The sequence below is a fragment of the Rhodobacterales bacterium HKCCA1288 genome, assembly GCA_015693905.1.
Lineage (GTDB): Bacteria > Pseudomonadota > Alphaproteobacteria > Rhodobacterales > Rhodobacteraceae > M30B80.
Genome location: CP065161.1, coordinates 1,640,359 through 1,664,232, shown reverse-complemented (window position 1 = coordinate 1,664,232; position 23,874 = coordinate 1,640,359). Strand labels below are relative to the sequence as shown.

Below are 23,874 nucleotides of genomic sequence, written 5' to 3'. Positions count from 1 at the left end.
TAATTATATATTTTCATGTATAATATTTCGCCATATCTACGTTTAGGATGACAGAATGAGCTGTGAGGTAGAGGCATGTTCGGGTCAAATTATTTGGCATCGCTTCGTGATGTAGCCCCGTTTTGGGTCTCGCTTCTGCTTATCCCTCTCATGGTCGCAGTCAGCCAATGGGGCGGGTGGAGCATCCTTTTGGTGCTTGCGGCCACATGGTGGTTGTTTCCGCTGTTGGATCAAGTATTCGGCCGCGATCCAACCAACCCTGATGAGGCCGCGCGTCTCAACTCGCTGTTTTGGTATCGCGCAATCACCTTGATTTGGACACCTTTACAATTCGGATTGGTCTTTGGGTTGATTGCATATCTCGCCACCAATCCTGAACATCTGACGCTTACCGAGCAATTCGGGTTGGCCGCCTCTTTGGGTGTTGTCACGGGAATGATTGGCATCAATTACAGCCATGAATTGATGCACCGCCCCACGCGGTTGGAACGTGGCTTGGCCGATATCCTACTGGCGATGACGCTTTATTCGCATTTCAAAACCGAACATCTTTTGGTGCATCATATCCATGTGGCCACCCCGCGTGACCCTGCTTCTGCGCGATATAATGAGGGGTTTCACCGCTTTTTCCCGCGTGTTTTGATCCAGTCGTTCAAATCTGCATGGCGGGCCGAAGCGCAGCGCCTCGAAAAGCGCAGGCTTGCACTATGGCATAGAAGCAATCCGTTCTGGCGTTACGGGGGATTGCAGGCGGGCATGATGGGATTGGCCTATGCCATTGGCGGGAAATGGGGCCTTGCATTCTTCGCTGTGCAGGCCTTTGTTGCAGTGTTCCATTTGGAAATCACAAATTACATCGAACATTACGGCCTCACGCGGGCCTACAAAGGCGCGGGAAAATATGAACATGTCAAACCCCGCCATTCGTGGAATGCGGATCATCGGGCCACGAATTGGTTGCTGATCAACTTGCAGCGTCACTCAGACCATCATTATCGTCCAGATCGGGCCTATCCGCTGTTACAAACCTATGATCACGATGCCGCGCCGCAACTGCCTTATGGCTATCCCGTGATGGGGATTTTGGCCCTCTGCCCGCCTGTGTGGCGGCGGGTTATGAACCCCAAGGTGCGCGCTTGGCGCAAGCAACATTATCCGCAAGTCAAGGATTGGACGCCCTATTCGAAAGGGCTGCTTCAAACGGAATAAAAAACCCCCGCCCGATGGGCGAGGGTAAGGTGCGTGCCCCCGAGGCAAAAGCCACAGGCACGGGCGGTATATCGAAAGCTGTCTTGGAGGTGGCGTTACTCGCCCAACTCGGAACGCAATTGTTGACGAAGGTGATCAATAGGCACGGTTTTCCCGTCACGGCGGAAATGCCAATATGTCCACCCGTTGCACGAAGGTGCGCCTTCAAGTTTCGCCCCCACTTGGTGGATCGACCCTTTGGTGTCCAAAGCGACAAGCGTACCATCGGCGCGAATTTTTGCACGATGGCGGCCATTACCGCTGTGCAATTCCTCACCAGGCCGCAGCAAGCCCCGCTCGACCAATTGACCGAAGGGAATACGCGGTTCTGATCTTTTGCTGAGGCTGGTTTCAAGCGCATCACTGTCAAAACGGCGCGTGTTGGCGATACGCTTTTCTGCGATGTCGCGATACTCTTCCTCACGCTCGATGCCGATGAAATCGCGCCCCAATTTCTTTGCAACGGCGCCCGTTGTCCCAGTGCCAAAGAAGGGATCAAGAACCACATCACCTGGATTTGTTGAGGCAATCAAAATGCGGTGCAGCAGCGATTCAGGCTTTTGCGTTGGATGTGCTTTTTCGCCCCGCGCGTTCTTCAAACGCTCACCGCCATTACAAATCGGCAAAAGCCAATCAGAGCGCATTTGAATCCCCTCATTTAGGGATTTGAGCGCCTCATAATTGAACGTGTATTTCGCAGTTTCAGATTTCGAAGCCCAGATCATCGTTTCATGGGCATTTGTCAAACGCTTGCCGCGGAAATTGGGCATCGGATTGGATTTGCGCCAAACAACATCATTCAGCAACCAATAGCCTTGGTTTTGCAGTTCGGCCCCCACGCGGAAAATGTTGTGATACGAGCCAATCACCCAAATCGCGCCATTCGGCTTGAGGATACGGCGCGCCGCAGCAAGCCAGTTTTCCGTGAATTCGTCATAGGCACGGAAGCTATCGAATTGATCCCAATGATCATCCACCGCATCTACAAGCGAATTGTCGGGGCGATGTAAATCACCCTTGAGCTGAAGATTGTAAGGCGGGTCGGCGAAAATCAGATCGACCGAACCTTCAGGAAGGCTGTTCATCACATCAATGCAATCACCAGCCAATATCTGGTTAAGCGGCAGGGCATGCGCCCCCGCGGGATTGGTTTTCGTCTTCATTACTGCCTCTGACTTTTAATCGTCACGGCGCCATTTTTTGACGCTCATCTTGAGGCCTAAGATGAGTCGAAACTGATTCGCCGTCAATTTATTTTTTGAATCAACGACTTATAAGATGACGTTGATACAAGATATTGTGGACGGGCTTGAAGGAACGTCTATGGTGCGGGGTCACCCCAATATCTTGAAGGGCTTGAAGATGGGCTTTTGAGGGGTAGCCCGCGTTTTTCTCCCAGCCGTAGCCCGCAAACTGTTGCGATAATGTCACCATCAGCCGATCCCGTGTTACCTTGGCCATGATAGAAGCCGCCGAAATCGAAACAGAACGGGCATCACCTTTGATGATTGCAGTGGCAGGGCAGGGCAAATCAGGAGGAATGGCATTGCCGTCAATCAGCGCATGATCTGGACAGCGGGAGAGACCAAGCACCGCACGGCGCATGGCCAAAAAAGTGGCGTTGCGAATATTCAACTCATCAATCTCGGCAACGCTCGCCTCTGCGATACTGACCTCTGCCCGCGCGGCGATCTCATCGAACAGCGCCTCGCGCCGCTTTTGGCTGAGGGTTTTGGAATCATGCAAACCTTCGGGAATATCGCTTGGGTTTAGGATAACGGCTGCGGCCATAACAGGCCCAGCCAACGGGCCGCGCCCCACCTCATCCACGCCCGCGACAAGGCCGCCGATCTGCGTCTCAAAACTGAAATCTGGCGCGAGATTGGGTTTGGTCATAGTCGCGAGATTACGGATTACGATCCTCGCGCGCAATCTCGGATGATTTGGGGCCCAACCCATAGCGCGCGGCAAGGTGCCAGACATGGGCGGGAACCATATTCTTCATCTTGGCAGGATGACTGCGGCGCAAATGCAAGATGGTTTCAATCGCCTTCATCTCGACCCGCGCGCGGGCAAATTCCAAGCCACGCGGCCCAAGACGAGGCTGCAGATAAGCCACCAATGGCCGCAGCCAGTTGGGCATCCTCCGCAGGGGCAAACCGCCCGCCGCGCGCTCCGTATTGGCCAAAAACCCTTTGACCGCGCTTGTGCGATCCCCCTTATCGGTCAAGGGCGACAGGCAGATCCGATCTTCGATGCCATCAAGCATCTCTGCGCCACGGGCATTGCGCACCAAAATCCACTGCGCCCCATCGCCGCCCATATAGCCCACCGTGATATCGGCCAAGCGGTTCGTGTAATCGACACAGGTCTTGCAGGTCATCGGAAAGAAATCCGCAGGCAATTGCGAGATTGGCAATTTCAAAAAAGGTATGAAACGGGGCGGGCGCCCATCTGAAAAGCGCAGCTCGACTGAGTAATCCGCGCGAAACTCAAGATAACTGATGCTATTTGGCTTGGCGTCAAGCAGCGCAAGGAAATCATGAAATCGCGCGGTTGTGGTGTTGTCCGAACAGGGCGTGCCGATGACATAAAGCCGCTCGAACCCATACTCGGCCTCAAGCGCACGCAGGGCATAGGTCTGACAGGGGATGCCGATAAAGGCCAAGCGCGTGATCCCGCGCGCCTTTGCGAGTTCTAACAAGGCCACGCTTGGGGCAAAGCCCATGCGCATCCCGCGGCAGGCGGATAAGTCGTCTGGTTCGGTGACCAACACAGGCACAGGGCGCCACTGATCGTCTGGGTCAGGCGCCACTGTGATGACCGCCTCAATCGCCCCCGCCCGCAATAAGGTTTCCGCGAGCGCCGTGGTAATGCCCGTCCACTGCGCGCCTTCGGCCACAGGGGTCAGCCTTGCGCGATACATCGCTTCGGTCACACCAAAAAACGCTTCTTCATGACGCGCAGGGTCACTGATACGCCCATGAATGCGGGCTTCGGCGTGCGGATAATCTGGGGCGATAAACTGACAGGCCCGCCCGCAGGCGCGATCATCAGACATGCGACTGACCCCGCAATCGGTGCAAAGCCCTGCACGCGGCCCTTTACCAAGTTTAGGCGCGAGTGTTCCCCGCTGCGCATCCAACATGATTTTGGTCAACTTTCCTTTGGTCCAAGATCAATGATCAGACGCGACAGCTAGACTGTCAATCAAAATAGACATATTGCATGGTGACCCCGACAGGACTCGAACCTGTAACCTATCCCTTAGGAGGGGATTGCTCTATCCAGTTGAGCCACGGGGCCACAGCCCGATAGCTATCACACTCGTCAGAATTGGCAATTTCAAAGCCACTCTAACGCTTTAGGATGTTGGACATGATTTCCGTGTGCTGCTGTAAGAGATTGGGCTGAAGATGCGCGTAGCGTTGCGTCATCTGCAATGAGCTATGCCCGAGCAGCGTCTGCACCTCGTAAAGACTGACGCCCTGATTGATCAAGTGGCTGGCATAGGTATGGCGCAGATCATGGAACCGCAAATTCTCAAGCCCTGCGCGATCGCGCACCTTATACCAAGCATTGTAAAAGTTGTCATAGGGCTTCTGGGTCTGTGGATTTGTGAACAGATAGGCCAGGTTATCTGTATGGGGATGATAATTAACGTCCTGCAACTTTATATCCCGCAACACCTGAAGTGCAGCTGAATTCAAAATGATCCGCCGCGAGCGGCCATTTTTACTTTTGGGGACGATCCACAGCTTTTTCTCAACATCGATATGCTGCCATTTTGCTAAACGCGCCTCACTGTTGCGCGCGCCTGTCAGCAAAAGAAAACGAACGAAGAGCGACAGATAAGGGTGATCTGATTTTGCGCATTCTGTGAGAAGGGTTTGGATCTCATCCTCGGATAGAAATCGCTGCGCGTAATCACCAAGACGGAGCGGTTCAAGCTCTTCAAGATGCGCGCTGTGGGGGGGAAGAAAACTCCAACGCTTTGCGAGGCCGATCACCCGATTGATGGCGAAAATATGCTTGTTAATTGTGCCTGGCTTAAGGCCTTTTTTTCGCTGGCCAGCGATCCAACGATCCAAATCTTGGTTCGCCAAATCCACAAGCTGCACAGAGCCGATTTCATAGCGAATATTGTTATTGAAAATCGAGATGATCGTGTTGTCGGGGCTCTTTGCATTCAAATATGGCACGACTTGCTCATCGAAAAACTGGTTGAGGGTAGGCCCGCTGCTCTGCCCCTTCGATTCGCGGAAAAAGAGCCAATTTAACACTTTATTCATTGCTATTTCCTCCCCCCATCAGTGGATTATCACTGTTTATTTTAAGGGCTATGCTACCATTAGGGCGCAAAAAATGAAATAAGTTTCAATATGAAACTTATTGCCCAATAATTCATCAATCGGTGAAAAACCTATCACAGAAGTCTCTTCGCTACTTCTGCACTGGTTGCCTCCGCAGGCATCGCATCTGCAGACGTCACTCTATCTGGCTCCGCACAGATGGGTGTAATCTACGTTGAAAATGACGCAACTGACACCGATTGGCAGGTTCAGCGCGAAGTCGATTTGGGCGTTGCAATGTCTGGCACAACTGACGCTGGCTTGGCATTTGGCGCGGACTTCAACATCGCTGGAGACGCCGGTAAAAATGAAGACGCGAACGTGCACATTTCTGGCTCTTTCGGCACACTAACCATCGGTGGTGGTATCACCGAAGCCAACGAGTTGGGTGGCATTGGTGACGTAGGTTACGACGGCTTGGGTGTTGACGACGTTGTGGAAGGCAACGCCGCAATTACTGATCCAAACGTACACTACACCCTGTCTGTTGGTTCTCTGACAGTGCATGCGTCCATGTTGAGCGATACAAATGAGGCAGCGCCTTATGCGTTGGGCGCATCGTATTCGGTAAACGGCTTCGACATCAACGTTGGTATCGCTAATGAAGATGACGCTGCAGACACCAACACTACATTGTTGGCAGTTGGTTACACTGCTGGTGCATTGACGCTTGACGCCATCATGACCACAAGCGAAACCAACAATGTTGAAACCGAAGCAACCGGCGTTTCGGTAGCATACGCAATGGATGCTGCAACAACAATCACGCTTGCCGCTTCAGACATTGATGGTAGCGCAGACAGCTCCATCGGTCTTGGCGTCGCTTACGATTTGGGCGGTGGCGCAACATTCCAGGCAGGTGCGGCATCTGTAAACGATGTAAGCAAAGCTTCTGCTGGTATTGCGATGGCATTCTAATCCTAACGGATTATTTGCTAAGGGAAGGGCGCACTTCGGTGCGCTCTTTTCTCGTTTTGGGCGGTGCCCTGATCGCAACGCTTGGCAAGTGGCGATGGTTCGGCGTATCAATAGGAACCGGACGACCGAAGACAGGATACCAGACGTGCGCGGACGCAATCCCTTTGATGGCAAACCCCAGATGACCTTGCGCGATGTGGCTGAGGCAGCGGGGGTGTCGGAAATGACCGTCAGCCGCGTCTTGCGCAATCGGGGGGATGTCTCCGAGCGCACGCGCAGCAAGGTTTTTGAAGCTGCCCGCACCTTGGGATATGTGCCCAATAAAATCGCGGGCGCTTTGGCATCGAACCGCGTCAATCTGGTTGGCGTGGTGATCCCGTCTCTGTCCAACATGGTTTTCCCAGATGTGCTTACAGGCATTGGTGAGGGCCTGCATGAAACGGATTTGCAGCCCGTTGTTGGCACCTCAAATTATGATTTGGAGCAGGAAGAAAAAGTCATTTTCGAAATGCTCTCATGGCGGCCCTCTGGTCTGATCGTGGCGGGTTTGGAACATACAGATGCCGCGCGGAAGATGATGGAGAATGCGGGGATTCCTGTTGTCGAGGTGATGGACATTGACGGCCCAAGTGTGGCGGCCCGCGTAGGTATCTCACATGTGGCAGCAGGGCGCGCCATGGCCGAAGAAATCCTTGCCCGTGGCTATCGCAAAATTGGGTATTTGGGTTCTAGCTCTTTGCGCGATTTTCGGTCGCAAAAGCGGCAGCAGGGCTTTGAGGATGCGCTGAAGGAGGCGGGTCTTTCCTTGGCGGATAAGATTTTTTATGCAGGCCCCTCGGGTTTTGGCACAGGCCGCGCGATGACCGAAGATTTGCTAAGCCGCAGCCCTGATCTTGATTTCCTCTATTATAATACGGATATGAACGCGGCGGGCGGCCTGCTTTATCTGTTGGAAAAGGGGTATGATATTCCCAATCAAATTGGCATTGCAGGGTTCAATTCCTTTGCCATTTTGGACGGGCTGCCCTTGCGCATTGCCACCATGGACAGCCGCCGCGCAGATATTGGACGTGAGGCGGCCAAAATCATTGCAGGGCGCGCGCTTTCGGGGGCCGATATCGGATTGTCGCCAGAATTCTTGGCGGGTGACACCGTGCGTAAGCGCGGCTGACCCGCCTTAGCATTCAGGCAGATTGACGGCCAAGCCCCCAAGCGAAGTTTCTTTATATTTCAGGTTCATATCATGGCCTGTTTGCCGCATGGCTTCGATACAATTATCAAGCGGCATGAAATGGGTGCCATCGCCCCGCAGCGCCAATGAAGCGGCCGATACAGCCTTGATCGCACCGAGGCCGTTGCGTTCGATGCACGGCACCTGAACCAATCCTGCCACGGGGTCACAGGTCATGCCTAAGTGATGTTCAAGCGCGATTTCAGCAGCGTTTTCAATCTGTTCGTTGGTGCCGCCAAGTGCCGCGCAAAGCCCCGCTGCGGCCATGGCTGCGGCTGATCCGACCTCGCCCTGACAGCCAACTTCGGCCCCAGAGATCGAGGCATTATGCTTGATCAACCCGCCAATTGCCGCCGCGACCATCAAGAAATCCAACCCGCCCTTTTCGGTCGCGCCGATGCAATGAGTTAGATAATAATGCAAAACTGCTGGAACCACGCCTGCCGCCCCATTGGTGGGGGCGGTAACCACTCGGCCCCCTGCCGCGTTTTCTTCGTTCACGGCCATTGCATAGACCGAAAGCCAATCGTTGATTGTATGGGGTTGGGTGATGTTGCGCCCCGCCTCGGCCTGTAACTGATCATGGATCGCCTTTGCCCGGCGCTTGACCCGCAAACCGCCGGGCAATTCACCCTCCATCCGCAAGCCGCGCTCAATGCAGGACAGCATCGCATCTCGGATTGCCTCAAGGCGCTTTTGCACCTCGGCGCGCGGCGCGCCGTGGCATTCATTCTCCCATTTCATCTGCGCAATAGATTTCTGCGCCTTTGCCCCCATAATCAACATTTCTTCAGCTGTGCCAAAGGGATAGGGGTATCCTGCATCCGCCTTTTGGGCGGCGAGTGAATTCTTGCGGGCGGCTTTGGCCGCTTGTAATTCTTTCGCGGTCATTACGAAGCCACCACCGATGGAGTAAAAGACTTCCTCCATATAGAGCGCCCCGTTGGCGTCATAAGCGCGGAGGATCATACCATTGGCATGCCCCACTAGGGCGGGGCCATAGTCAAAGATGATATCTTCCTCTGGGTTGAGGCGCAGTTGCGGCAGCCCGTTAGGGGTAACATGCCCTGCTGATTTGATCGCTGCAATGGCGCTATCCGCCTGGTCTGGGTCAAGTTTATCGGGGCGAAACCCAGCAAGGCCCAAAATTACAGCGCGGTCAGTGGCATGACCTTTGCCAGTAAAGGCAAGCGATCCGTGCAAATGACATGACAAGGCCGCCACCTCACCGGCGCCGGGCTCTCGAGTGCCATGGCGCAAGCGGTCGAGAAATTGCGCGGCGGCATTCATTGGCCCAATCGTATGGGAGGAGGAGGGGCCAATCCCAATTTTGAAAATATCAAAAACTGACAGAAACATACTGCAAGTGCCCCTATCTGTGCTGCGCCTTGGATCAAGATATGCGATTTTTTCTGATTTCTATGGTGATAAATCCGACTCGTTTCTCACGCTGCGCGACCAATCGCTAAGGCGTGTGATCAGAAATCATGCCCTGCCCGCTCATAGCGCTGCGATGGGGACGCAAGCCTATGAGCGCATCCGCTTTGTCAGAGGCCCAGCCTCTAGCAAGGCAGTGGGCTGCACCTACGGTTTTTGTTTGGAGGCATCAACTTTAAACCAATTGAGAGTGACCAGACGGGAAATACGCCGGCCAACACATCAATTTTCGTGAGATGAACTGCGCACACTAATGCGGCTGACTGTCTGGATTGGGGGTAGCAGATACGCGTCATATCTGGCTATTGGTGAGCCCGGGAGGATTCGAACCTCCGACCAATTGATTAAAAGTCAACTGCTCTACCACTGAGCTACGGGCCCGCCTGAGGCTCGCGTAATATAAACGAGACTGTCCCCCGTCAAGCCAAAAACCTGAATAATTGTCATTATAATAATCAGCCTACAATTTCTATGCTATTGCGCGGGCGGTTTTGTTCAGATTGGTGTGTACTGCGTCTACTGCAATACAGCAGATTTCGGTCTGACATTCAGCTTCTAATCCTCTCGGATTATCTGCTAGGGAAAGAGCGGGCTTTGGCCCGCTCTTTTTCATTTGGTGACGGGTGAGGGTAAAATGGCGCTTGAGGATATTCAGGCAGATGTTGCGCGAATTTTGACTGAAGCGGGGCGCGCGCCTGACGCGGCAAAACTAATCGCTGTCTCGAAAGTCCAGCCAAACGCGCGGGTTGAGGCGGTGTTGCGAGCGGGGCATCGCAGTTTCGGTGAAAACCGCGTGCAAGAAGCGCAAGGTAAATGGCCCGATTTCAAAGCCCAATTTGAGGGGGTGGATTTGCACCTGATTGGCCCATTGCAAAGCAATAAGGTGCGCCCCGCGATGGAGCTGTTTGACGCGATACACACAGTCGACCGCGAAAAACTGGCGCGCCGCATCGCCGATATGGCCCAAGAATTGGGCCGCTGTCCCGATCTGTTCATTCAGGTCAACACAGGCGCCGAGCCGCAAAAGGCGGGCATCCTACCTGCCGATGCAGATGCCTTTATCCAAACTGCGCGCGCGATGGATTTGCCGCTTAAAGGTTTGATGTGCATCCCGCCCGTGGACGAGGAACCAAGCCTGCATTTCGCCCTTTTGGGCAAGATTGCTGCGCGAAACGAGCTTTCGGAATTGTCGATGGGAATGAGCGCAGATTATGAAAAAGCGCTGCGGCTAGGGGCCACGCATATTCGTGTGGGCTCTGCCATATTCGGCGCGCGTGTCGTCCCTCACGGATAGCTTTTCGCGTCCCGCACGATCAAACGTGTTTCGTAGGAAATGCGCGCAGTGATCCATCGCAAATCTGCACGGGAGAACGCAACACATCCTTCGGTCGGATAGCCCGCGCGCCGCCATTGGTGGATGAAAATCGCAGAGCCACGCCCGCGCTCCGCATAGGGCCAGTTCCAATCGGTGATCAGCACCAAATCATAAAGCGGTTCTGCGCGCCGCAGTTTCTCGTGGCTGTGCGCGTAGGGCGCACGCACCATGAGGTTATAGTCTTCATCGCGCGGATCATCTGACCACAGATCACGCGGCCCAATTTTGAGGGCCCAATCACAAGGGCGCGCCATGCGGTCGGCGCGATAGAGGCAGCCAACGATGCGGTGAATGCCGACTGGGGTGGCCCCATCGCCCTCGCGCTTGCTGCGGCTCATCCCGCCGCGCCCGATGCTGCAGGGAAAGCGCCGTCCCTTAAACTGCGCACCCTGATGGGTGATCACAAGGTCTTCGGGGCGGGGCAGGGTCACAGCAAATGTCCTGATTTCGCGGCCTTGGTCGCCAAGTAATGCGCATTATGCGCGTTTTGGCCGACATGGAGCGCCACGCGTTCTGTGACCTCTATGCCTGATTGGCGCATCATCTCAACTTTTCGAGGGTTGTTGGTCATCAGGCGCACCGAGGCAAAACCCAATTTTTGCAGCAATTCTGCCCCAAGACGAAAATCGCGCTCATCATCTTCAAACCCAAGACGATGATTGGCTTCGACTGTGTCGAACCCTTGATCCTGAAGGCTATAGGCGCGCATTTTATTGGCCAGACCAATCCCGCGCCCCTCTTGATTGAGGTAGAGAAGGATACCCGCGCCGTCTTGGCCCATTTGTGCCAATGCCGCGTGAAGTTGGGGGCCGCAGTCACATTTGAGACTGCCCAATACATCGCCCGTAAAGCAGGCAGAGTGCAGACGCGCCAAAACGGGTTTGTCCCGATCAGGGCGACCAATTTCAATGGCGTAATGCTCGGCGCTGCCATCATCGGGCCGAAACACATGAAGGCGCCCCGCCTCAGAGGCAACCATCGGCAGACGCGCGGCGGCTACGGCGTGAAAGGGTTGGCTTTCTGCCAATTGTGACCGCGCCACCGAGAATGGCAGAACGGTCAGCCCATGTTCCCGCGCAATCGCCACGGCGTCATCCCGAAACACGCAAAGCATCGCGGGCAAAAGCTGTGCCGACTTGGCGAAATGAATGGCGGTGCGCGCATCATCCGCCGAGCCGTGTTCTGGCCCTTGAAGGCTTTGGAACGGGCCTTTCATCGGGCGATCCAAATCATCTTTCGGGTCGGCTAGTGCCTTTAGGATGCGGCTGCCTGCATCTTTGGGCAATGCGATACGCGCTATATCGCCTTCATAAAGTGGCAGATTCAAGGTGCGCGCCCGCCAATCGGACAGCACGATAAAGGGCGCGCCAAGCGCGCGGAAATCTTCTACCCGATCTGTGCTTGCTGTCTCCGAGGCCAATGCGATCAACCCCTTTGCGCCATCGCTAAACACCACAGGCAAGCCTGCGCGCAAATCAGCGCGGGCGCGGGCGGCGATTTCATTGGCGGTTGGCGCAAGGCTCATCTTGTCCGTCCTGATCTTATGGTCTGGGCATTAGCTTTAGCCCCGATTGTCAGAATTTGAAACAATTGGCCACAGAACAACACAGAGCCGTGAGGATATTTTTCAAACCCTTTTCAAATAGGGTATATCACACCCATGTGAGACGGGCACAATTTTGCCTTTGGAGGGCTGACATGGCGAACCTGAAAAAAATCCTACTTGTCGATGATGACGAAGATATCCGCGAGGCGTTGTCAGAACAGCTCGTGATGACTGAGGATTCCGATGTGTTCGAGGCGGGCACGGGCGCGCAAGCGATGGAAAAGGCCAAGCAGGAAATTTACGATCTGGTGATTTTGGATGTGGGCCTGCCCGATACGGATGGCCGCGATTTGTGCCGCTTGATGCGCAAGCAAGGGATCAAATGCCCGATCATCATGCTCACAGGCCATGACAGCGATGCTGATACGATCTTGGGCCTCGATGCGGGCGCAAATGATTATGTTACCAAGCCGTTCAAGTTTTCGGTGTTGCAAGCGCGCATTCGGGCGCAATTGCGCCAACACGAACAATCCGAAGATGCGATTTTCCAACTTGGGCCATATACCTTTAAGCCCGCGATGAAATTGCTCGAGACGGAAGATAAAAAGAAAATCCGCCTCACGGAAAAAGAAACGAATATCCTGAAATTCCTCTATCGCGCACAGGAGGGGGTTGTGGCCCGTGATGTGCTGCTGCACGAGGTTTGGGGGTATAATGCGGGGGTCACCACGCATACGTTGGAAACCCATATCTACCGCTTGCGTCAAAAGATCGAACCCGATCCCAGCAATGTGCAGCTTTTGGTCACCGAAGGCGGCGGTTACCGATTGGTTGCCTAACTTGGCATCAGATTTGCACCTGTGATGTCACACGGGGAACCTTGCGGGATTGCCTAAGCCCCCCCGCGCCCCCCGTGGTTTCTCCCTGTTGGACTGGCCCCTGCATAAGCGGGGGCCTTTTTCAGTTTCCTTCGCATTGCACCATGCCCCTCAAGCCCTTAGGAGGGGGACAGGTTTCATCAAAGGGCATGGCAAAATGGCGTTCTCACTTGCAACATGGAACATCAACTCGGTGCGATTGCGCGAAGAATTGGTGCTGAAACTGCTGCGTGAAGAAGCGCCAGATGTTTTGTGCTTGCAAGAATGCAAAAGCCCCGTTGAAAAAATCCCCACCGAAGGCTTTGCGGCGCTGGGCTACACCCACATGGTCGCGCGTGGTCAGAAAGGGTATAATGGTGTGGCGATCCTGTCCAAGCTGCCGCTTGAAGAGGCGGGCGCGCGGGACTGGGCTGGGCTTGGTCATGCTCGTCATGTGGCGGCGCGCCTCCCCAATGGGGTGGTCATCCATAATTTCTACATTCCCGCAGGGGGCGATATTGCGGATCGGGACGTCAACGAAAAATTTGGCCAAAAGCTGGATTTTCTGACGGAGATGCGCGATGCGTTTCGTGCGGATGCCCCGCAAAAATCTATCCTTGTGGGCGATTTGAATATTGCGCCGCGTGAAGACGATGTTTGGAGCCACAAACAGCTGTTAAAGGTGGTCAGCCACACGCCGATTGAGGTGGATCATCTGGCCCAAGTGCAAGAGGCGGGGAATTGGGTGGATGTCACCCGCAAGGATATACCCGAGGGGTTGCTCTATAGTTGGTGGTCGTATCGCGCTCGTGATTGGGACGAGGCGGATAAAGGCCGCCGTTTGGATCACATCTGGGCCACCGCAGATATTGCCAATGCTGCGCATTCAAGCCGTATCCTGCGCGCCGCTCGCGGGTGGGAGCAGCCATCGGATCACGCCCCTGTTTTTGCGACAATTGATCTCTGACCCCTTGGAGAATGGGCCCGAAACGCGCATATAGAGGGCACGCGCAGATCTCATCAGTGACGGAGAAATAAATGTTGGAATTTGGTCAAGCACAGCCCGCAGGCGCGGATGTCATCAAGGATGTCACCGATCAGACCTTTATGGCCGATGTCGTTGAGGCCAGCCGCGAGGTTCCTGTCATCGTAGATTTCTGGGCGCCATGGTGCGGCCCTTGCAAGACGCTTGGGCCACAGCTTGAGGCGGCGGTGCAGGCCAAAAAGGGCGCGGTGCGTATGGCCAAGGTCAATGTTGATGAGAATCAGATGATCGCGGGCCAATTGCAGGTGCAGTCTATTCCTACCGTTTACGCGTTTTGGCAGGGCCAACCCGTGGACGGGTTCCAAGGGGCGCTTTCGCAAGGGGATGTGCAGCGCTTCGTTGAAAAAATCGCCGCCCTCGCAGGCGATGGTGGCTTGGGCGAGGCGCTTGAGGCCGCTGAAGAAATGCTTGCTCAAGGGGCCGTTGCCGATGCGGCGCAGACCTTTGCGGCGATTTTGGGTGAAGAACCTGAAAATGCAGCCGCCATGGGTGGCTTGGCGCGCGCTCATATCGCGATGGGCGATTTGGACACGGCGGAGGCCTTGCTGAATAACGCCGCCCCCGCAATCGCCGCCGCGCCCGAGATTGAGGCCGCACGCGCTCAGATCGCCTTGGCGCGCCAAGCCGATGAGGCAGGGCCCTTGGCCGAGTTGCAATCCGCCGTGGCGGCCAACCCTGATGATCTGCAAGCGCGGTTCGATTATGCAAAGGCGCTCTATGCAGCAGGGCAGGCGGAGGCGGCGATTGAAGAATTGCTTGATCTCTTCCGCCGTGATCGCGAATGGAATGACGGGGCTGCCAAGGCACAGCTCTTTACAATCTTCGATGCGCTTAAGCCCACGGATCCTTTGGTGCAAAAGGGCCGCAGAAGATTGTCATCGATGATATTTGCCTGATCGCATTTGGCCGCTACTTCATACTTCATGATCCATCACAGCGACCTGCCTGATACGATACCGCTCTTTCCACTTCCCGGCGCGTTGCTGCTGCCGCGGGCGCGATTGCCATTGCACATTTTTGAACCACGCTATTTGGCCATGCTGCAAGATTGCATGCGCACGCCCGACCGATTGATTGGTATGATCCAACCGCTTGAGGTGCCCAAAGGCAGTGCTAAGCGGTTGCACAGCATTGGCTGCGCAGGTCGTCTGACCCAATTCTCGGAAACCGAGGATGGGCGGTATATGATTACGCTGACGGGAATTTCGCGCTTTCGCCTGCAACGCGAACAGTCAGGCTTTACCCCCTATCTTAAAGGTGATGTCGATTGGGCAGGCTTTGAGAATGATTTGGGCAAGGTCGAGCAGGATCAGGGCTTTGATCGTCCCGTCTTTATGGATCTGTTGGAGCGCTATTTCGCGGCCATGTCACTGTCGACCGATTGGGACAGTATGAAAGATGCCGAAGATGAATTGCTGATCAATTCGCTGTCAATGCTATGCCCCTTTGACCCAGAAGAAAAGCAAGCCTTGCTTGAGGCGCCCTCCCTGTCTACGCGGCGCGAGACGCTTGTAACCTTGATCGAATTTGCCTTGCGGGGTGGATCATCCGATGAGGCCATGCAATGAGCGCAGACAGCCCCGTGTTTGACAGACATATGCTTGAGGCATTGGTGTGCCCTTTGACCAAAGGGAGCCTGCGCTATGATGCAGAGCGTCAAGAATTGATCTCCGAAAAAGCAAAATTGGCCTTTCCGATTAAGGAAGGCATTCCAATCATGCTAGAGAACGAAGCCCGCGAGATTGAGGGTTAAAGCGCCTCGCCCTGCAAGAGGCGTGGCAAATCCCCCGTTAGACCGGCCGCCTGCCGCATGAACCCACGCCGTAACGCGGGCGTTGCACTGACAAGGCCCATGCCGATATCGCGGATCAGCCGAAGGGCAGGGTTGTCATTTGAGAACAGGCGATTGACTGTGTCCATCCCAAGCGCAAGCGCGGTGGTGTCGAAGCGCCGCCATTGCTGATACCGCTCCAACACCAGTTCCGAGGCGATATCTTCGCCATGCAGTCGTGCCTCGTGGAGCACTTCGGTCAATGCCCCAATGTCCCGAAAGCCCAGGTTAAGCCCCTGACCTGCGATAGGATGCACGCCATGCGCCGCATCGCCAACAAGGGCAAGGCGCGGGGCAATGAATTGCTCGGCCAAGGTGAGCTTCAGCGGATAGCTGAACCGCACGCCCGCCAATTCGATCTCACCCAGAAAGTCACCGAATGCGGGGCGCAATGCCTTGAGAAACTCAGCGTCATTTGCGCGCGCAATTTGGGCGGCGCGGGCGGTTTTTTCGCTCCAGACAATAGAGCAACGATTGTCAGGCAAAGGTAGGATCGCCAAAGGCCCCGATGGCATGAAGAACTGATGTGCAATGCCGTTATGGGGCAATTCATGTTTGACGGCGCAGACAAGGGCGGTTTGCCCATAATCCCAACCTTGGCGGCGAATGCCAGCGCGTGCTGCCACACCTGACGCGCGACCATCCGCGCCAATCAAAATTCGCCCCTGTAAACGCTGACCATCGGCCAATGTAACCTCGGCCAGAGCCCCATCGGTGCTTTGATCTACGACCATGCTGTCGCTGAGATGCGTGATCTTATCATTGGCCTCCATCGTCGCGATCAGCGCGCGGCGGAGGTAGCGGTCTTCAAGCATATAGCCCATAGGGCCTTCTTCCATCTCTGCCGCTTGGAAGTGTAGGAAGTGCGGCGCTGCCCCGCGCCCTGCATGACCGTCTGAGGCTTTGATTTCGGAAATGGCCTGCGCCTGTTTTGCGACAGCGTCCCACAAGCCCAAAGCCGCCAACATTTTTTGCGAGGCACGGGCCAAAGCATAGGCGCGGCCATCGAATGTATCCGCTTCGCGCTTAGGGCGGGAATTTGCATCAATCACGATGCTTCGAAACCCTGACTGCGCGAGCGCAAGCGCAAGGGTCGGCCCGTTCAGCCCGCCACCTACAATCAAAATATCTGTGTCACATGTCATGCAGGTTATGATGGGCTAATTTATGGAATTGTCCACGCGGCATAGCGTCATTACTCTGCCCATGCGAGACAAAAGCGGCAAAGGGATGAAGATGCGCGAATGGTTGACACGCACGGCAAGTGAACAAGGGCGCGCGATTGGCGAAGGCTCGATTGATCCAGTGGGCCTGACCGAAACCTATTTGAGCGCGATAAAATCGCATCCCGCAGGCGCGCGTATTTATGCCCGCCTGACCGAGGCCCGCGCCCTAGCCGAGGCCGAAGCAGCCCGATCTCGGGCGCGCAACGGGGTGCGGCGGGGTATTCTGGATGGGGTGCCTGTCTCGTGGAAGGATCTATTTGATAGCGCCCATGTCGCGACTGAGGCCAGCTCGCGCTTGCTTGCGGGGCGCGTTCCAACACGAGATGCCGATGTTTTGGCCCGCGCCACGCAGGCGGGGGGCGTATGTTTGGGCAAAACCCATATGTCAGAATTGGCGTTTTCTGGCCTTGGGTTGAACCCGATGTTTGGCGAAGGGCTTGATCCTTTGCCTGCAACGCCGCCCAACATCAATGACCCAGACGCCGTGCCGGGTGGCTCTAGTTCTGGTGCCGCTGCTTCGGTGGCCTTTGGATTGGCTGCGGTTGCAATTGGGTCTGACACGGGCGGTTCTGTGCGGGTGCCTGCTGCGTTCAACGATTTGGTCGGCTTGAAAACAAGCCATGGACGCCTGTCCAATCGTGGGGTTGTTCCGCTTTGCGCGAAATTCGACACAGTTGGGCCGCTTGCGCGCTCGGTCGAAGATTGCGCCGAGGTGTTTGCCGTTCTGGCAGGCGCGCGCGCCGTTGACCTCAAGAACGCAAGCCTTGCAGGGCGGCGGCTTTTGGTGATGGAACCATATGCGGAGGATGTGCGCGATGCGCCCGCCGCAGGCTTTGCTCGTGCGGTTGAAGCCTTTGCTGCAGCAGGGGCGCAGATTGTGCGGCATAAATCAGCGGCACTTGACGCGGCGATGGCGCTTTCGCCCATTCTTTTTGCCGCTGAGGCCTATGCGACTTGGCGCGAAATGATTGAGGCCAATCCTGAAAAGATGTTTGGCCCCATATTGCAGCGCTTCCGTGGCGGGGCGGATGTTTTGGCGAGTGATTATATCGCAGCTTGGCAAAAGCTTGAGGCTTTGCGCGAAGATTTTCATCGTGAGACGGCGGGGTATGACGCGGTGATTGCGCCCACTGTCGCGATTTTGCCTCCCAATATCGCGCGGTTGATGGTGGACGAAGAGTATTATGTCACAGAAAATCTACTGGCTTTGCGCAACACGCGAATTGGCAATTTGATGGGGTCTTGCGGCCTTACATTGCCCACTGGGGTGCCCTCTACGGGGGTAATGCTGCTTTGCCCCGCAGGTCAGGAGGAACGGCTTCTGCGTCTTGGGGCGGCGGCAGAGGCCGCATTGCAAGCTTGATCCTTTTTCTGGACGTTTGCGTCATAAGAGGTTAATTTGGCTGTCAAAGGGGCGAAAACAGACCCCGATATTTGAGGCAGTCATGGTGTTTCCCGAGCGGTTTTCGAACCTGCCAGAATACGCCTTTCCGCGTTTGCGGAAATTGCTTGACGTCCATCAGGCGGGCGGCGATCCGATTAATATGTCTATCGGTGAGCCGCGTCATCCGTTCCCTGAGTTCATCGGACGCGCAATTTCTGAGGCGCTTGAGGGTTTTGGCCGTTACCCCCCCAATGAGGGGGGCGAAGATTTGCGCGCGGCGATTGTGGCTTGGATCGCGCGCCGCTACGGTGTTCACCTTGACGCAGATCAGCATATCCTCGCCCTGAACGGCACGCGTGAGGGGTTGTTCAATGCGGCTCTTGCGCTTGGGGTTGAGGAAAAGGCGGGGCAAAAACCCGCTGTTTTGATGCCAAACCCGTTTTATCAGGTTTATGCGGTGGCAAGCCTCGCGATTAATGCAGAGCCAATCTATGTGCCTGCAACCGCTGAAACGGGCGATTTGCCTGATTATGCCGCGCTGCCTGCGGCCCTTCTTGATCGCGTGACCATTGCCTATCTTTGTTCGCCGGCCAATCCGCAAGGTGCGGTTGCCACCGAGGCCTATTGGCGTGATCTGATTGCCTTGGCCGAGAAACATGATTTCCGAATTTTCGCGGATGAATGTTACAGCGAGATTTATCGCAACACCCCCCCTGTAGGTGCTTTGCAGGTAGCCCATGACATGGGCGCAGACCCTGATCGGATTGTGGTGTTTCATTCGCTGTCGAAACGCTCAAACCTTCCAGGGTTGCGATCGGGCTTTGCCGCATCGGGTTCTGGCAATATCGCAGCGATGAAGCAGTTGAAGAATTACACAGGCGCCCCTTTGCCTTTGCCCCTGCAAGCGGCGGCTGCCCTTGCATGGCGCGATGAGGCCCATGTGGAAGAAAACCGCGCCATCTATCGCCGCAAATACCAAATGGCCGATGAGATTTTTGGCAATGTCGCAGAGTATCAGGCGCTTGAGGCGGGGTTTTTCCTTTGGCTGCCTGTTGAGAATGATGAGGCCGCAGCCTTGAAACTGTGGCGCGAGGCGGGCGTGCGCTGCTTGCCTGGATCGTATTTGTCGCGCGCTGTTGCGGGTCAGGCCATAGGCCAAGACCGCCTGCGCGTGGCTTTGGTGGCAGAAGAACAAGAATTACAGCGCGGGCTTTTGCGCCTGCATGGCTGTTTGTATCAGTGAGGTGAAGAATGGCGTATCAAACCAGACAACGTGACCCCCTTCTGGACGCCCCGATGCAAGAGGCATTGGAACGGCGTGGCAAGGAACTGCTTGGCCTTATGTTGGTGCTTGCAGGGCTTGCGGTTGGGGCCATGTTGGTCAGCTATACGCCAAATGACCCAAATTGGATGGTCGCAACAGATACGCCGCCACAGAACCTGCTTGGCCGCTTTGGGGCGTCCATGTCTGCAATTCTGATCATGATTGTTGGCTATGCATCCTATTTGATGGCGGTGGGTTTGGTTGTTTGGGGTCTGCGCTTGACCCTGCACAAAGGTGAAGAGCGCGCGCTGTCGCGCTTGATCATGCTGCCATTTGCGATTGCTGCCTGTTCTGTATTCATGGTCAGCTTCCCTCCTGGTTCGGGATGGCAGCACAGCTTTAGTTTGGGCGGGCTATTTGGCGACACTGTGATGGGGGTTTTGGTCAATATCCTGCCCGTTTCGATGAATATGTCTATCGCCGTTTTGGGGATTGCTATGGGTGTGGCAAGCCTTGGTTTGTCAGGTTATGCGCTTGGGGTGACGCGCTCTGAAGTGCGCCTCTTTACCCGTGGTGGATTGATTGCGCTTTTCCACGCCAGCAATGGCGCTTCGGGAATGGCGGCAGGTATCGGTCGCGGCGTCAGCCAAGTGAGCGGCCAAATCGGCGGGCGCATGCGCGCGCCAAGTCCGCGTAGCGCGGCGCAATATTCCTCCAATGATCTGTTGGTGGATGACGATGATGCGCTGCAGGTGCCATTTTCGACCCCTCAAGCCGCAGCGCCCGAAGCCCCTGCGCAACAAGGATTGTTTGACCGCGTGCCCATTTTGCGCGCCATCCGCGGTGGCGAAGATCGCACCGCAGATGTGGCGCAGCAACCGCCCCTTGCGACCGATGAGAATGCGCGCCTGCGCGAAAAAATCTCAAACGCGGTGCGCAATCGTGCGACCTCTGCGCGGCCTGAGGCGTTGCGGGTCACCGATGGCATTCCCAATCCCGCCAAGCGCGTGGCGCCACCATTGACCGCACAAAGCCCCTCGCAAATTGCAGGCGAGATTTATCGCGAGGTTCCTCCGCTTTCTACCTCTGCGCGTGTGGCTGATCCACAGATTGCGCAAGACTATGACCCTTATGCCGATGAGGATGACAGCGACAATATTTTCGCCGATGGTTTTGACGATGATGAAAGCTTCAGCGTGTCGCCGCAAGATGAGGACTATACGCCTGTTGCTACGCATCCTGTCCGCACTGGGGCAGAAGCGCGGCGCGTGGTGCAGCACGGCCCCAAAAAGGCCGCCGCGCCCTCTCGTCAGGCAATGGCGGATGCGCAGCCCTCCTTGCCCTTAGAGGCGCGCGAGATGGAATATGAATTCCCGCCACTCTCTTTGTTGTCCAGCCCGACCACCATTGAACGCTTTCATTTGTCCGATGAGGCCCTCGAAGAAAACGCACGGATGTTGGAAAACGTGTTGGATGATTACGGCGTCAAAGGTGAGATTGTCAGCGTCCGCCCCGGCCCAGTTGTTACGATGTATGAGTTGGAGCCCGCACCAGGCCTAAAGGCCAGCCGCGTGATCGGTCTGGCTGATGATATTGCCCGCTCAATGTCGGCGCTCTCTGCGCGGGTCTCAACCGTTCCAGGTCGCTCTGTGATCGGGATCGAATTGCCCAATTCGCACCGCGAAAAAGTGGTTTTGCGCGAAATCTTGTCGAGCCGTGATTTTGGCGATGGCAATCACAAGCTGCCTTTGGCTTTGGGTAAGGAAATCGGTGGCGAGCCTGTTGTGGCCAATCTCGCCAAGATGCCGCATTTGCTGATTGCGGGCACGACAGGCTCGGGGAAATCGGTGGCGATTAACACCATGATCCTCTCGCTGCTGTATAAATTGCGCCCTGAAGAATGTCGCATGATCATGATTGACCCCAAGATGTTGGAATTGTCGGTTTATGACGGCATTCCGCATCTTCTCAGCCCCGTTGTGACTGACCCCAAGAAGGCTGTTGTCGCTTTGAAATGGGTCGTGGGTGAGATGGAAGAGCGCTATCGCAAAATGTCGAAAATGGGGGTGCGCAATATCGAAGGCTATAATGGCCGCGTGCGCGATGCTCTGTCCAAAGGCGAAATGTTCAAGCGCACTGTCCAAACGGGCTTTGACGAGGATACGGGTGAGCCCATCTTCGAAACCGAAGAGTTCAAGCCCGAGGTCATGCCGTTCATTGTCGTGATCGTGGACGAAATGGCCGATCTGATGATGGTTGCAGGCAAAGAGATCGAAGCTTGCATTCAACGCCTTGCACAAATGGCGCGGGCAAGCGGCATTCATTTGATCATGGCGACACAACGCCCTTCGGTGGATGTGATTACAGGCACGATCAAAGCCAATTTCCCAACGCGTATTTCCTTCCATGTGACCTCAAAAATCGACAGCCGCACCATTTTGGGCGAGATGGGCGCTGAGCAGCTTTTGGGTATGGGCGATATGCTTTACATGGCGGGCGGTTCCAAAATCACCCGCGTTCATGGCCCCTTTGTCAGTGACGAAGAGGTTGAGGAAATCGTGCGTCATCTGAAATCCTTTGGCCCTCCCGCCTACGCGGCCAGCGTTTTGGATGGCCCTGATGAGGACAAGGAAAGCGATATTGATCTGGTGCTTGGTCTTGGCGGCAATACGGACGGCGAAGATGCGCTGTATGATCAGGCTGTGGCCGTGGTGGTGCGCGATCGGAAATGCTCGACCTCCTACATCCAACGCAAGCTTGGAATTGGCTATAACAAGGCCGCACGCTTGGTCGAACAGATGGAGGAGGCAGGTCTTGTCTCAACCGCCAACCATGTCGGCAAGCGTGAGATTTTAGTGCCTGAACAGGGCTGAGCCCTCGCTGAAATGTGACGTGTCATTGAGGGTGCTTTCGCGCTATGGATGGGGCATGAAAAAACCATTTGTGACCATGGCCGTTTTGGCCGCGCTCTTTGTCCTGCCCGCGGCGGCGGCCCCGATTTCCTTGGCAGATTTGTCGGCTTATTTTGCAGGTATTCGCACAGCGGAAGCACCATTCACGCAGTATAACGCCGATGGCACCGAGGTGACGGGGCGTCTCTTCATGCACCGCCCAGGGCGGGCGCGATTTGAGTATGACAATAGTGATGTTCTGGTCGTTGTGGGCGGCGGGCAAGTTGCAATTTTTGAAGACCTGACCGATGCGCAGCCCTTGCAATATCCGTTAAGCGTCACCCCGCTTGATTTGATTTTGGGTCGCAACGTGTCTCTCGCGACTTCGGATTTGGTGGTTGATCATCGAGAAGCCGAAGATGGCACCACCCGCGTGGTGGCCCGTGATCAAGACCGCCCAGAGGCAGGGGAATTGACGCTGGTCTTTGCGGATGCGCCTGTGCGCCTTGTGCAATGGATGACCCGCAATGAATATGGTGAGACTGTTGTGGTCGCGCTGGGTGATTTCATCTTTGGGCAGGATTATTCGAATTTCCTGTTCAGCCCGACCTTTGAGGCGGAACAGCGCAGCCGTTAGCCTTGGGTCGCGGTGCAGCTTGCCAATTGCCGATCATAGAGCGCGGCGCGCGCTTCGACACGATCCGCCACGCGCATAAGCCATGCTTTGTTGCGATAGGTGCCGCGTGAATAACCACGATGGCCTTCATGATAGGCCAAATATTGGTTGCGCGCATCCGTCAGAGCGATGCCGTTTCGTTCGCGCGAGCGGTTCATATACCACCCCATGAAATCGGTCGCATCGGAGATATCGGTGCGTCTGGCAAACCGCCGACCTGTGTCATTGCGGTATTCATCCCATGTCCCATCAAGGGCTTGGCTGTAACCGAACGCTGAGCTTTGTCGTCCTGCTGGGATGACCCCAAGCGCATAGCGGCGCGGGGTTCGTGCGTTGCTGACGAAACTACTTTCATGGTAGATCGTGGCCATCTGAACCGCGACAGGGACGCCCCAATTGGCCTCGGTGGCCTGCATGGCGCTTAGATAATAGGGGCGTTCTTCAATGATTGCGCAGGCATTTTCCACATTGCGTGGTGGGGTGGCTGATCCCACGCAGGCGCCGAGCGCCAACACCAGCGGAAGCAACGCAAAGCGGTTCATATGCCTGATCCTTTATTGGACTGCTCTCTTTTTATGGCGAAATCATACGCC

At 55.6% G+C, this 23,874-nt stretch carries 22 protein-coding genes and 2 tRNA genes; 13 read left to right on the top strand and 11 right to left on the bottom strand.

What is annotated here, in order from left to right; all coding sequences use genetic code 11:
- The first annotated feature begins 75 nt into the window (after positions 1–75).
- Positions 76–1,209 carry an alkane 1-monooxygenase gene (locus I3V23_08160; protein QPI84573.1) on the top strand — a complete coding sequence of 378 codons (1,134 nt, stop codon included), beginning with the start codon at positions 76–78 and terminating at the stop codon, positions 1,207–1,209.
- 95 nt (positions 1,210–1,304) lie between these two features.
- Here the strand turns inward: I3V23_08160 and I3V23_08155 are convergent, their stop codons facing one another.
- The 5 genes from I3V23_08155 to I3V23_08135 all read right to left on the bottom strand — a co-directional run bounded on the left by I3V23_08155 (position 1,305) and on the right by I3V23_08135 (position 5,540).
- Positions 1,305–2,411, bottom strand: a complete 1,107-nt coding sequence (locus tag I3V23_08155) for a site-specific DNA-methyltransferase (GenBank protein QPI84572.1) — start codon at positions 2,409–2,411, stop codon at positions 1,305–1,307.
- Between the two features lie 100 nt (positions 2,412–2,511).
- Entirely contained in the window at positions 2,512–3,144 is a 633-nt protein-coding gene (locus tag I3V23_08150; protein ID QPI84571.1) for a ribonuclease HII, read from the bottom strand.
- Between the two features lie 10 nt (positions 3,145–3,154).
- Positions 3,155–4,396 carry a Coenzyme F420 hydrogenase/dehydrogenase, beta subunit C-terminal domain gene (locus tag I3V23_08145; GenBank protein ID QPI86755.1) on the bottom strand — a complete coding sequence of 414 codons (1,242 nt, stop codon included), beginning with the start codon at positions 4,394–4,396 and terminating at the stop codon, positions 3,155–3,157.
- Positions 4,397–4,477: 81 nt separating this feature from the next.
- Positions 4,478–4,554, bottom strand: a tRNA-Arg gene (locus I3V23_08140).
- A 50-nt stretch (positions 4,555–4,604) separates the two neighbouring features.
- On the bottom strand, positions 4,605–5,540 hold the full coding sequence (locus I3V23_08135; protein QPI84570.1) for a site-specific integrase: 936 nt from the start codon (positions 5,538–5,540) through the stop codon (positions 4,605–4,607).
- A 162-nt stretch (positions 5,541–5,702) separates the two neighbouring features.
- Between I3V23_08135 and I3V23_08130 the strand changes: the two genes are divergently transcribed.
- Positions 5,703–6,518 (top strand): porin, encoded by an 816-nt coding sequence (locus tag I3V23_08130; protein ID QPI86754.1) that lies wholly within the window; start codon positions 5,703–5,705, stop codon positions 6,516–6,518.
- 181 nt (positions 6,519–6,699) lie between these two features.
- Positions 6,700–7,689: a LacI family DNA-binding transcriptional regulator gene (locus tag I3V23_08125; GenBank protein QPI86753.1), complete on the top strand. Its 990-nt coding sequence runs from the start codon at positions 6,700–6,702 to the stop codon at positions 7,687–7,689.
- A gap of 6 nt (positions 7,690–7,695) precedes the next feature.
- Here I3V23_08125 and I3V23_08120 read toward each other — a convergent pair whose 3' ends face one another.
- Positions 7,696–9,108: an L-serine ammonia-lyase gene (locus tag I3V23_08120; GenBank protein ID QPI84569.1), complete on the bottom strand. Its 1,413-nt coding sequence runs from the start codon at positions 9,106–9,108 to the stop codon at positions 7,696–7,698.
- A gap of 384 nt (positions 9,109–9,492) precedes the next feature.
- Positions 9,493–9,567, bottom strand: a tRNA-Lys gene (locus tag I3V23_08115).
- A gap of 253 nt (positions 9,568–9,820) precedes the next feature.
- Here I3V23_08115 and I3V23_08110 point away from each other — a divergent pair.
- Entirely contained in the window at positions 9,821–10,480 is a 660-nt protein-coding gene (locus tag I3V23_08110; GenBank protein QPI84568.1) for a YggS family pyridoxal phosphate-dependent enzyme, read from the top strand.
- Here the strand turns inward: I3V23_08110 and I3V23_08105 are convergent.
- Both I3V23_08105 and ribA read right to left on the bottom strand, forming a co-directional pair.
- Entirely contained in the window at positions 10,471–10,899 is a 429-nt protein-coding gene (locus I3V23_08105; GenBank protein ID QPI86752.1) for a L,D-transpeptidase family protein, read from the bottom strand. The genes I3V23_08110 and I3V23_08105 overlap by 10 nt on opposite strands.
- A gap of 89 nt (positions 10,900–10,988) precedes the next feature.
- The gene (ribA, locus tag I3V23_08100) at positions 10,989–12,086 is read right to left on the bottom strand and encodes a GTP cyclohydrolase II (protein QPI84567.1); all 1,098 of its coding nucleotides are present in this window, start codon (positions 12,084–12,086) and stop codon (positions 10,989–10,991) included.
- Between the two features lie 173 nt (positions 12,087–12,259).
- On the opposite strand from ribA, the gene I3V23_08095 reads away from it, so the two are divergent.
- From I3V23_08095 to I3V23_08075, 5 genes are all read left to right on the top strand, one after another.
- On the top strand, positions 12,260–12,946 hold the full coding sequence (locus tag I3V23_08095; GenBank protein QPI84566.1) for a response regulator transcription factor: 687 nt from the start codon (positions 12,260–12,262) through the stop codon (positions 12,944–12,946).
- A gap of 196 nt (positions 12,947–13,142) precedes the next feature.
- Positions 13,143–13,931, top strand: a complete 789-nt coding sequence (locus tag I3V23_08090; protein ID QPI84565.1) for an exodeoxyribonuclease III — start codon at positions 13,143–13,145, stop codon at positions 13,929–13,931.
- 71 nt (positions 13,932–14,002) lie between these two features.
- The gene (locus I3V23_08085; GenBank protein ID QPI84564.1) at positions 14,003–14,905 is read left to right on the top strand and encodes a co-chaperone YbbN; all 903 of its coding nucleotides are present in this window, start codon (positions 14,003–14,005) and stop codon (positions 14,903–14,905) included.
- A 27-nt stretch (positions 14,906–14,932) separates the two neighbouring features.
- Entirely contained in the window at positions 14,933–15,577 is a 645-nt protein-coding gene (locus I3V23_08080) for an LON peptidase substrate-binding domain-containing protein (GenBank protein ID QPI84563.1), read from the top strand.
- Complete coding sequence (locus I3V23_08075) at positions 15,574–15,762, top strand: Trm112 family protein (GenBank protein ID QPI84562.1); 189 nt, start codon at positions 15,574–15,576, stop codon at positions 15,760–15,762. The genes I3V23_08080 and I3V23_08075 overlap by 4 nt, the downstream gene beginning before the upstream one ends.
- Here the strand turns inward: I3V23_08075 and I3V23_08070 are convergent.
- Positions 15,759–16,985 (bottom strand): UbiH/UbiF/VisC/COQ6 family ubiquinone biosynthesis hydroxylase, encoded by a 1,227-nt coding sequence (locus tag I3V23_08070; protein QPI84561.1) that lies wholly within the window; start codon positions 16,983–16,985, stop codon positions 15,759–15,761. The two genes, I3V23_08075 and I3V23_08070, sit on opposite strands and share 4 nt — an antisense overlap.
- Before the next feature lie 91 nt (positions 16,986–17,076).
- On the opposite strand from I3V23_08070, the gene I3V23_08065 reads away from it, so the two are divergent.
- From I3V23_08065 to I3V23_08050, 4 genes are all read left to right on the top strand, one after another.
- A complete protein-coding gene (locus I3V23_08065) occupies positions 17,077–18,429 on the top strand; it encodes an amidase (protein QPI84560.1) in 1,353 nt (450 codons plus the stop codon).
- Positions 18,430–18,511: 82 nt separating this feature from the next.
- Positions 18,512–19,693 carry an aminotransferase class I/II-fold pyridoxal phosphate-dependent enzyme gene (locus tag I3V23_08060; GenBank protein QPI84559.1) on the top strand — a complete coding sequence of 394 codons (1,182 nt, stop codon included), beginning with the start codon at positions 18,512–18,514 and terminating at the stop codon, positions 19,691–19,693.
- A gap of 8 nt (positions 19,694–19,701) precedes the next feature.
- The gene (locus I3V23_08055) at positions 19,702–22,587 is read left to right on the top strand and encodes a DNA translocase FtsK 4TM domain-containing protein (protein ID QPI84558.1); all 2,886 of its coding nucleotides are present in this window, start codon (positions 19,702–19,704) and stop codon (positions 22,585–22,587) included.
- Positions 22,588–22,642: 55 nt separating this feature from the next.
- The gene (locus I3V23_08050) at positions 22,643–23,242 is read left to right on the top strand and encodes an outer membrane lipoprotein carrier protein LolA (protein ID QPI84557.1); all 600 of its coding nucleotides are present in this window, start codon (positions 22,643–22,645) and stop codon (positions 23,240–23,242) included.
- Here I3V23_08050 and I3V23_08045 read toward each other — a convergent pair.
- The gene (locus I3V23_08045) at positions 23,239–23,823 is read right to left on the bottom strand and encodes a lytic transglycosylase (protein QPI84556.1); all 585 of its coding nucleotides are present in this window, start codon (positions 23,821–23,823) and stop codon (positions 23,239–23,241) included. The genes I3V23_08050 and I3V23_08045 overlap by 4 nt on opposite strands.
- Positions 23,824–23,874 lie beyond the last annotated feature (51 nt).

Excerpts from the sequence above, each read along its gene's own strand:
- I3V23_08160 (QPI84573.1), top strand. The coding sequence starts at position 76 with ATGTTCGGGTCAAATTATTTGGCATCGCTTCGTGATGTAGCCCCGTTT.
- I3V23_08155 (QPI84572.1), bottom strand. The coding sequence starts at position 2,411 with ATGAAGACGAAAACCAATCCCGCGGGGGCGCATGCCCTGCCGCTTAAC.
- I3V23_08150 (QPI84571.1), bottom strand. The coding sequence starts at position 3,144 with ATGACCAAACCCAATCTCGCGCCAGATTTCAGTTTTGAGACGCAGATC.
- I3V23_08145 (QPI86755.1), bottom strand. The coding sequence starts at position 4,396 with ATGTTGGATGCGCAGCGGGGAACACTCGCGCCTAAACTTGGTAAAGGG.
- I3V23_08135 (QPI84570.1), bottom strand. The coding sequence starts at position 5,540 with ATGAATAAAGTGTTAAATTGGCTCTTTTTCCGCGAATCGAAGGGGCAG.
- I3V23_08125 (QPI86753.1), top strand. The coding sequence starts at position 6,700 with ATGACCTTGCGCGATGTGGCTGAGGCAGCGGGGGTGTCGGAAATGACC.
- I3V23_08120 (QPI84569.1), bottom strand. The coding sequence starts at position 9,108 with ATGTTTCTGTCAGTTTTTGATATTTTCAAAATTGGGATTGGCCCCTCC.
- I3V23_08110 (QPI84568.1), top strand. The coding sequence starts at position 9,821 with ATGGCGCTTGAGGATATTCAGGCAGATGTTGCGCGAATTTTGACTGAA.
- I3V23_08105 (QPI86752.1), bottom strand. The coding sequence starts at position 10,899 with ATGAGCCGCAGCAAGCGCGAGGGCGATGGGGCCACCCCAGTCGGCATT.
- ribA (QPI84567.1), bottom strand. The coding sequence starts at position 12,086 with ATGAGCCTTGCGCCAACCGCCAATGAAATCGCCGCCCGCGCCCGCGCT.
- I3V23_08095 (QPI84566.1), top strand. The coding sequence starts at position 12,260 with ATGGCGAACCTGAAAAAAATCCTACTTGTCGATGATGACGAAGATATC.
- I3V23_08090 (QPI84565.1), top strand. The coding sequence starts at position 13,143 with ATGGCGTTCTCACTTGCAACATGGAACATCAACTCGGTGCGATTGCGC.
- I3V23_08085 (QPI84564.1), top strand. The coding sequence starts at position 14,003 with ATGTTGGAATTTGGTCAAGCACAGCCCGCAGGCGCGGATGTCATCAAG.
- I3V23_08080 (QPI84563.1), top strand. The coding sequence starts at position 14,933 with ATGATCCATCACAGCGACCTGCCTGATACGATACCGCTCTTTCCACTT.
- I3V23_08075 (QPI84562.1), top strand. The coding sequence starts at position 15,574 with ATGAGCGCAGACAGCCCCGTGTTTGACAGACATATGCTTGAGGCATTG.
- I3V23_08070 (QPI84561.1), bottom strand. The coding sequence starts at position 16,985 with ATGACATGTGACACAGATATTTTGATTGTAGGTGGCGGGCTGAACGGG.
- I3V23_08065 (QPI84560.1), top strand. The coding sequence starts at position 17,077 with ATGCGCGAATGGTTGACACGCACGGCAAGTGAACAAGGGCGCGCGATT.
- I3V23_08060 (QPI84559.1), top strand. The coding sequence starts at position 18,512 with ATGGTGTTTCCCGAGCGGTTTTCGAACCTGCCAGAATACGCCTTTCCG.
- I3V23_08055 (QPI84558.1), top strand. The coding sequence starts at position 19,702 with ATGGCGTATCAAACCAGACAACGTGACCCCCTTCTGGACGCCCCGATG.
- I3V23_08050 (QPI84557.1), top strand. The coding sequence starts at position 22,643 with ATGAAAAAACCATTTGTGACCATGGCCGTTTTGGCCGCGCTCTTTGTC.
- I3V23_08045 (QPI84556.1), bottom strand. The coding sequence starts at position 23,823 with ATGAACCGCTTTGCGTTGCTTCCGCTGGTGTTGGCGCTCGGCGCCTGC.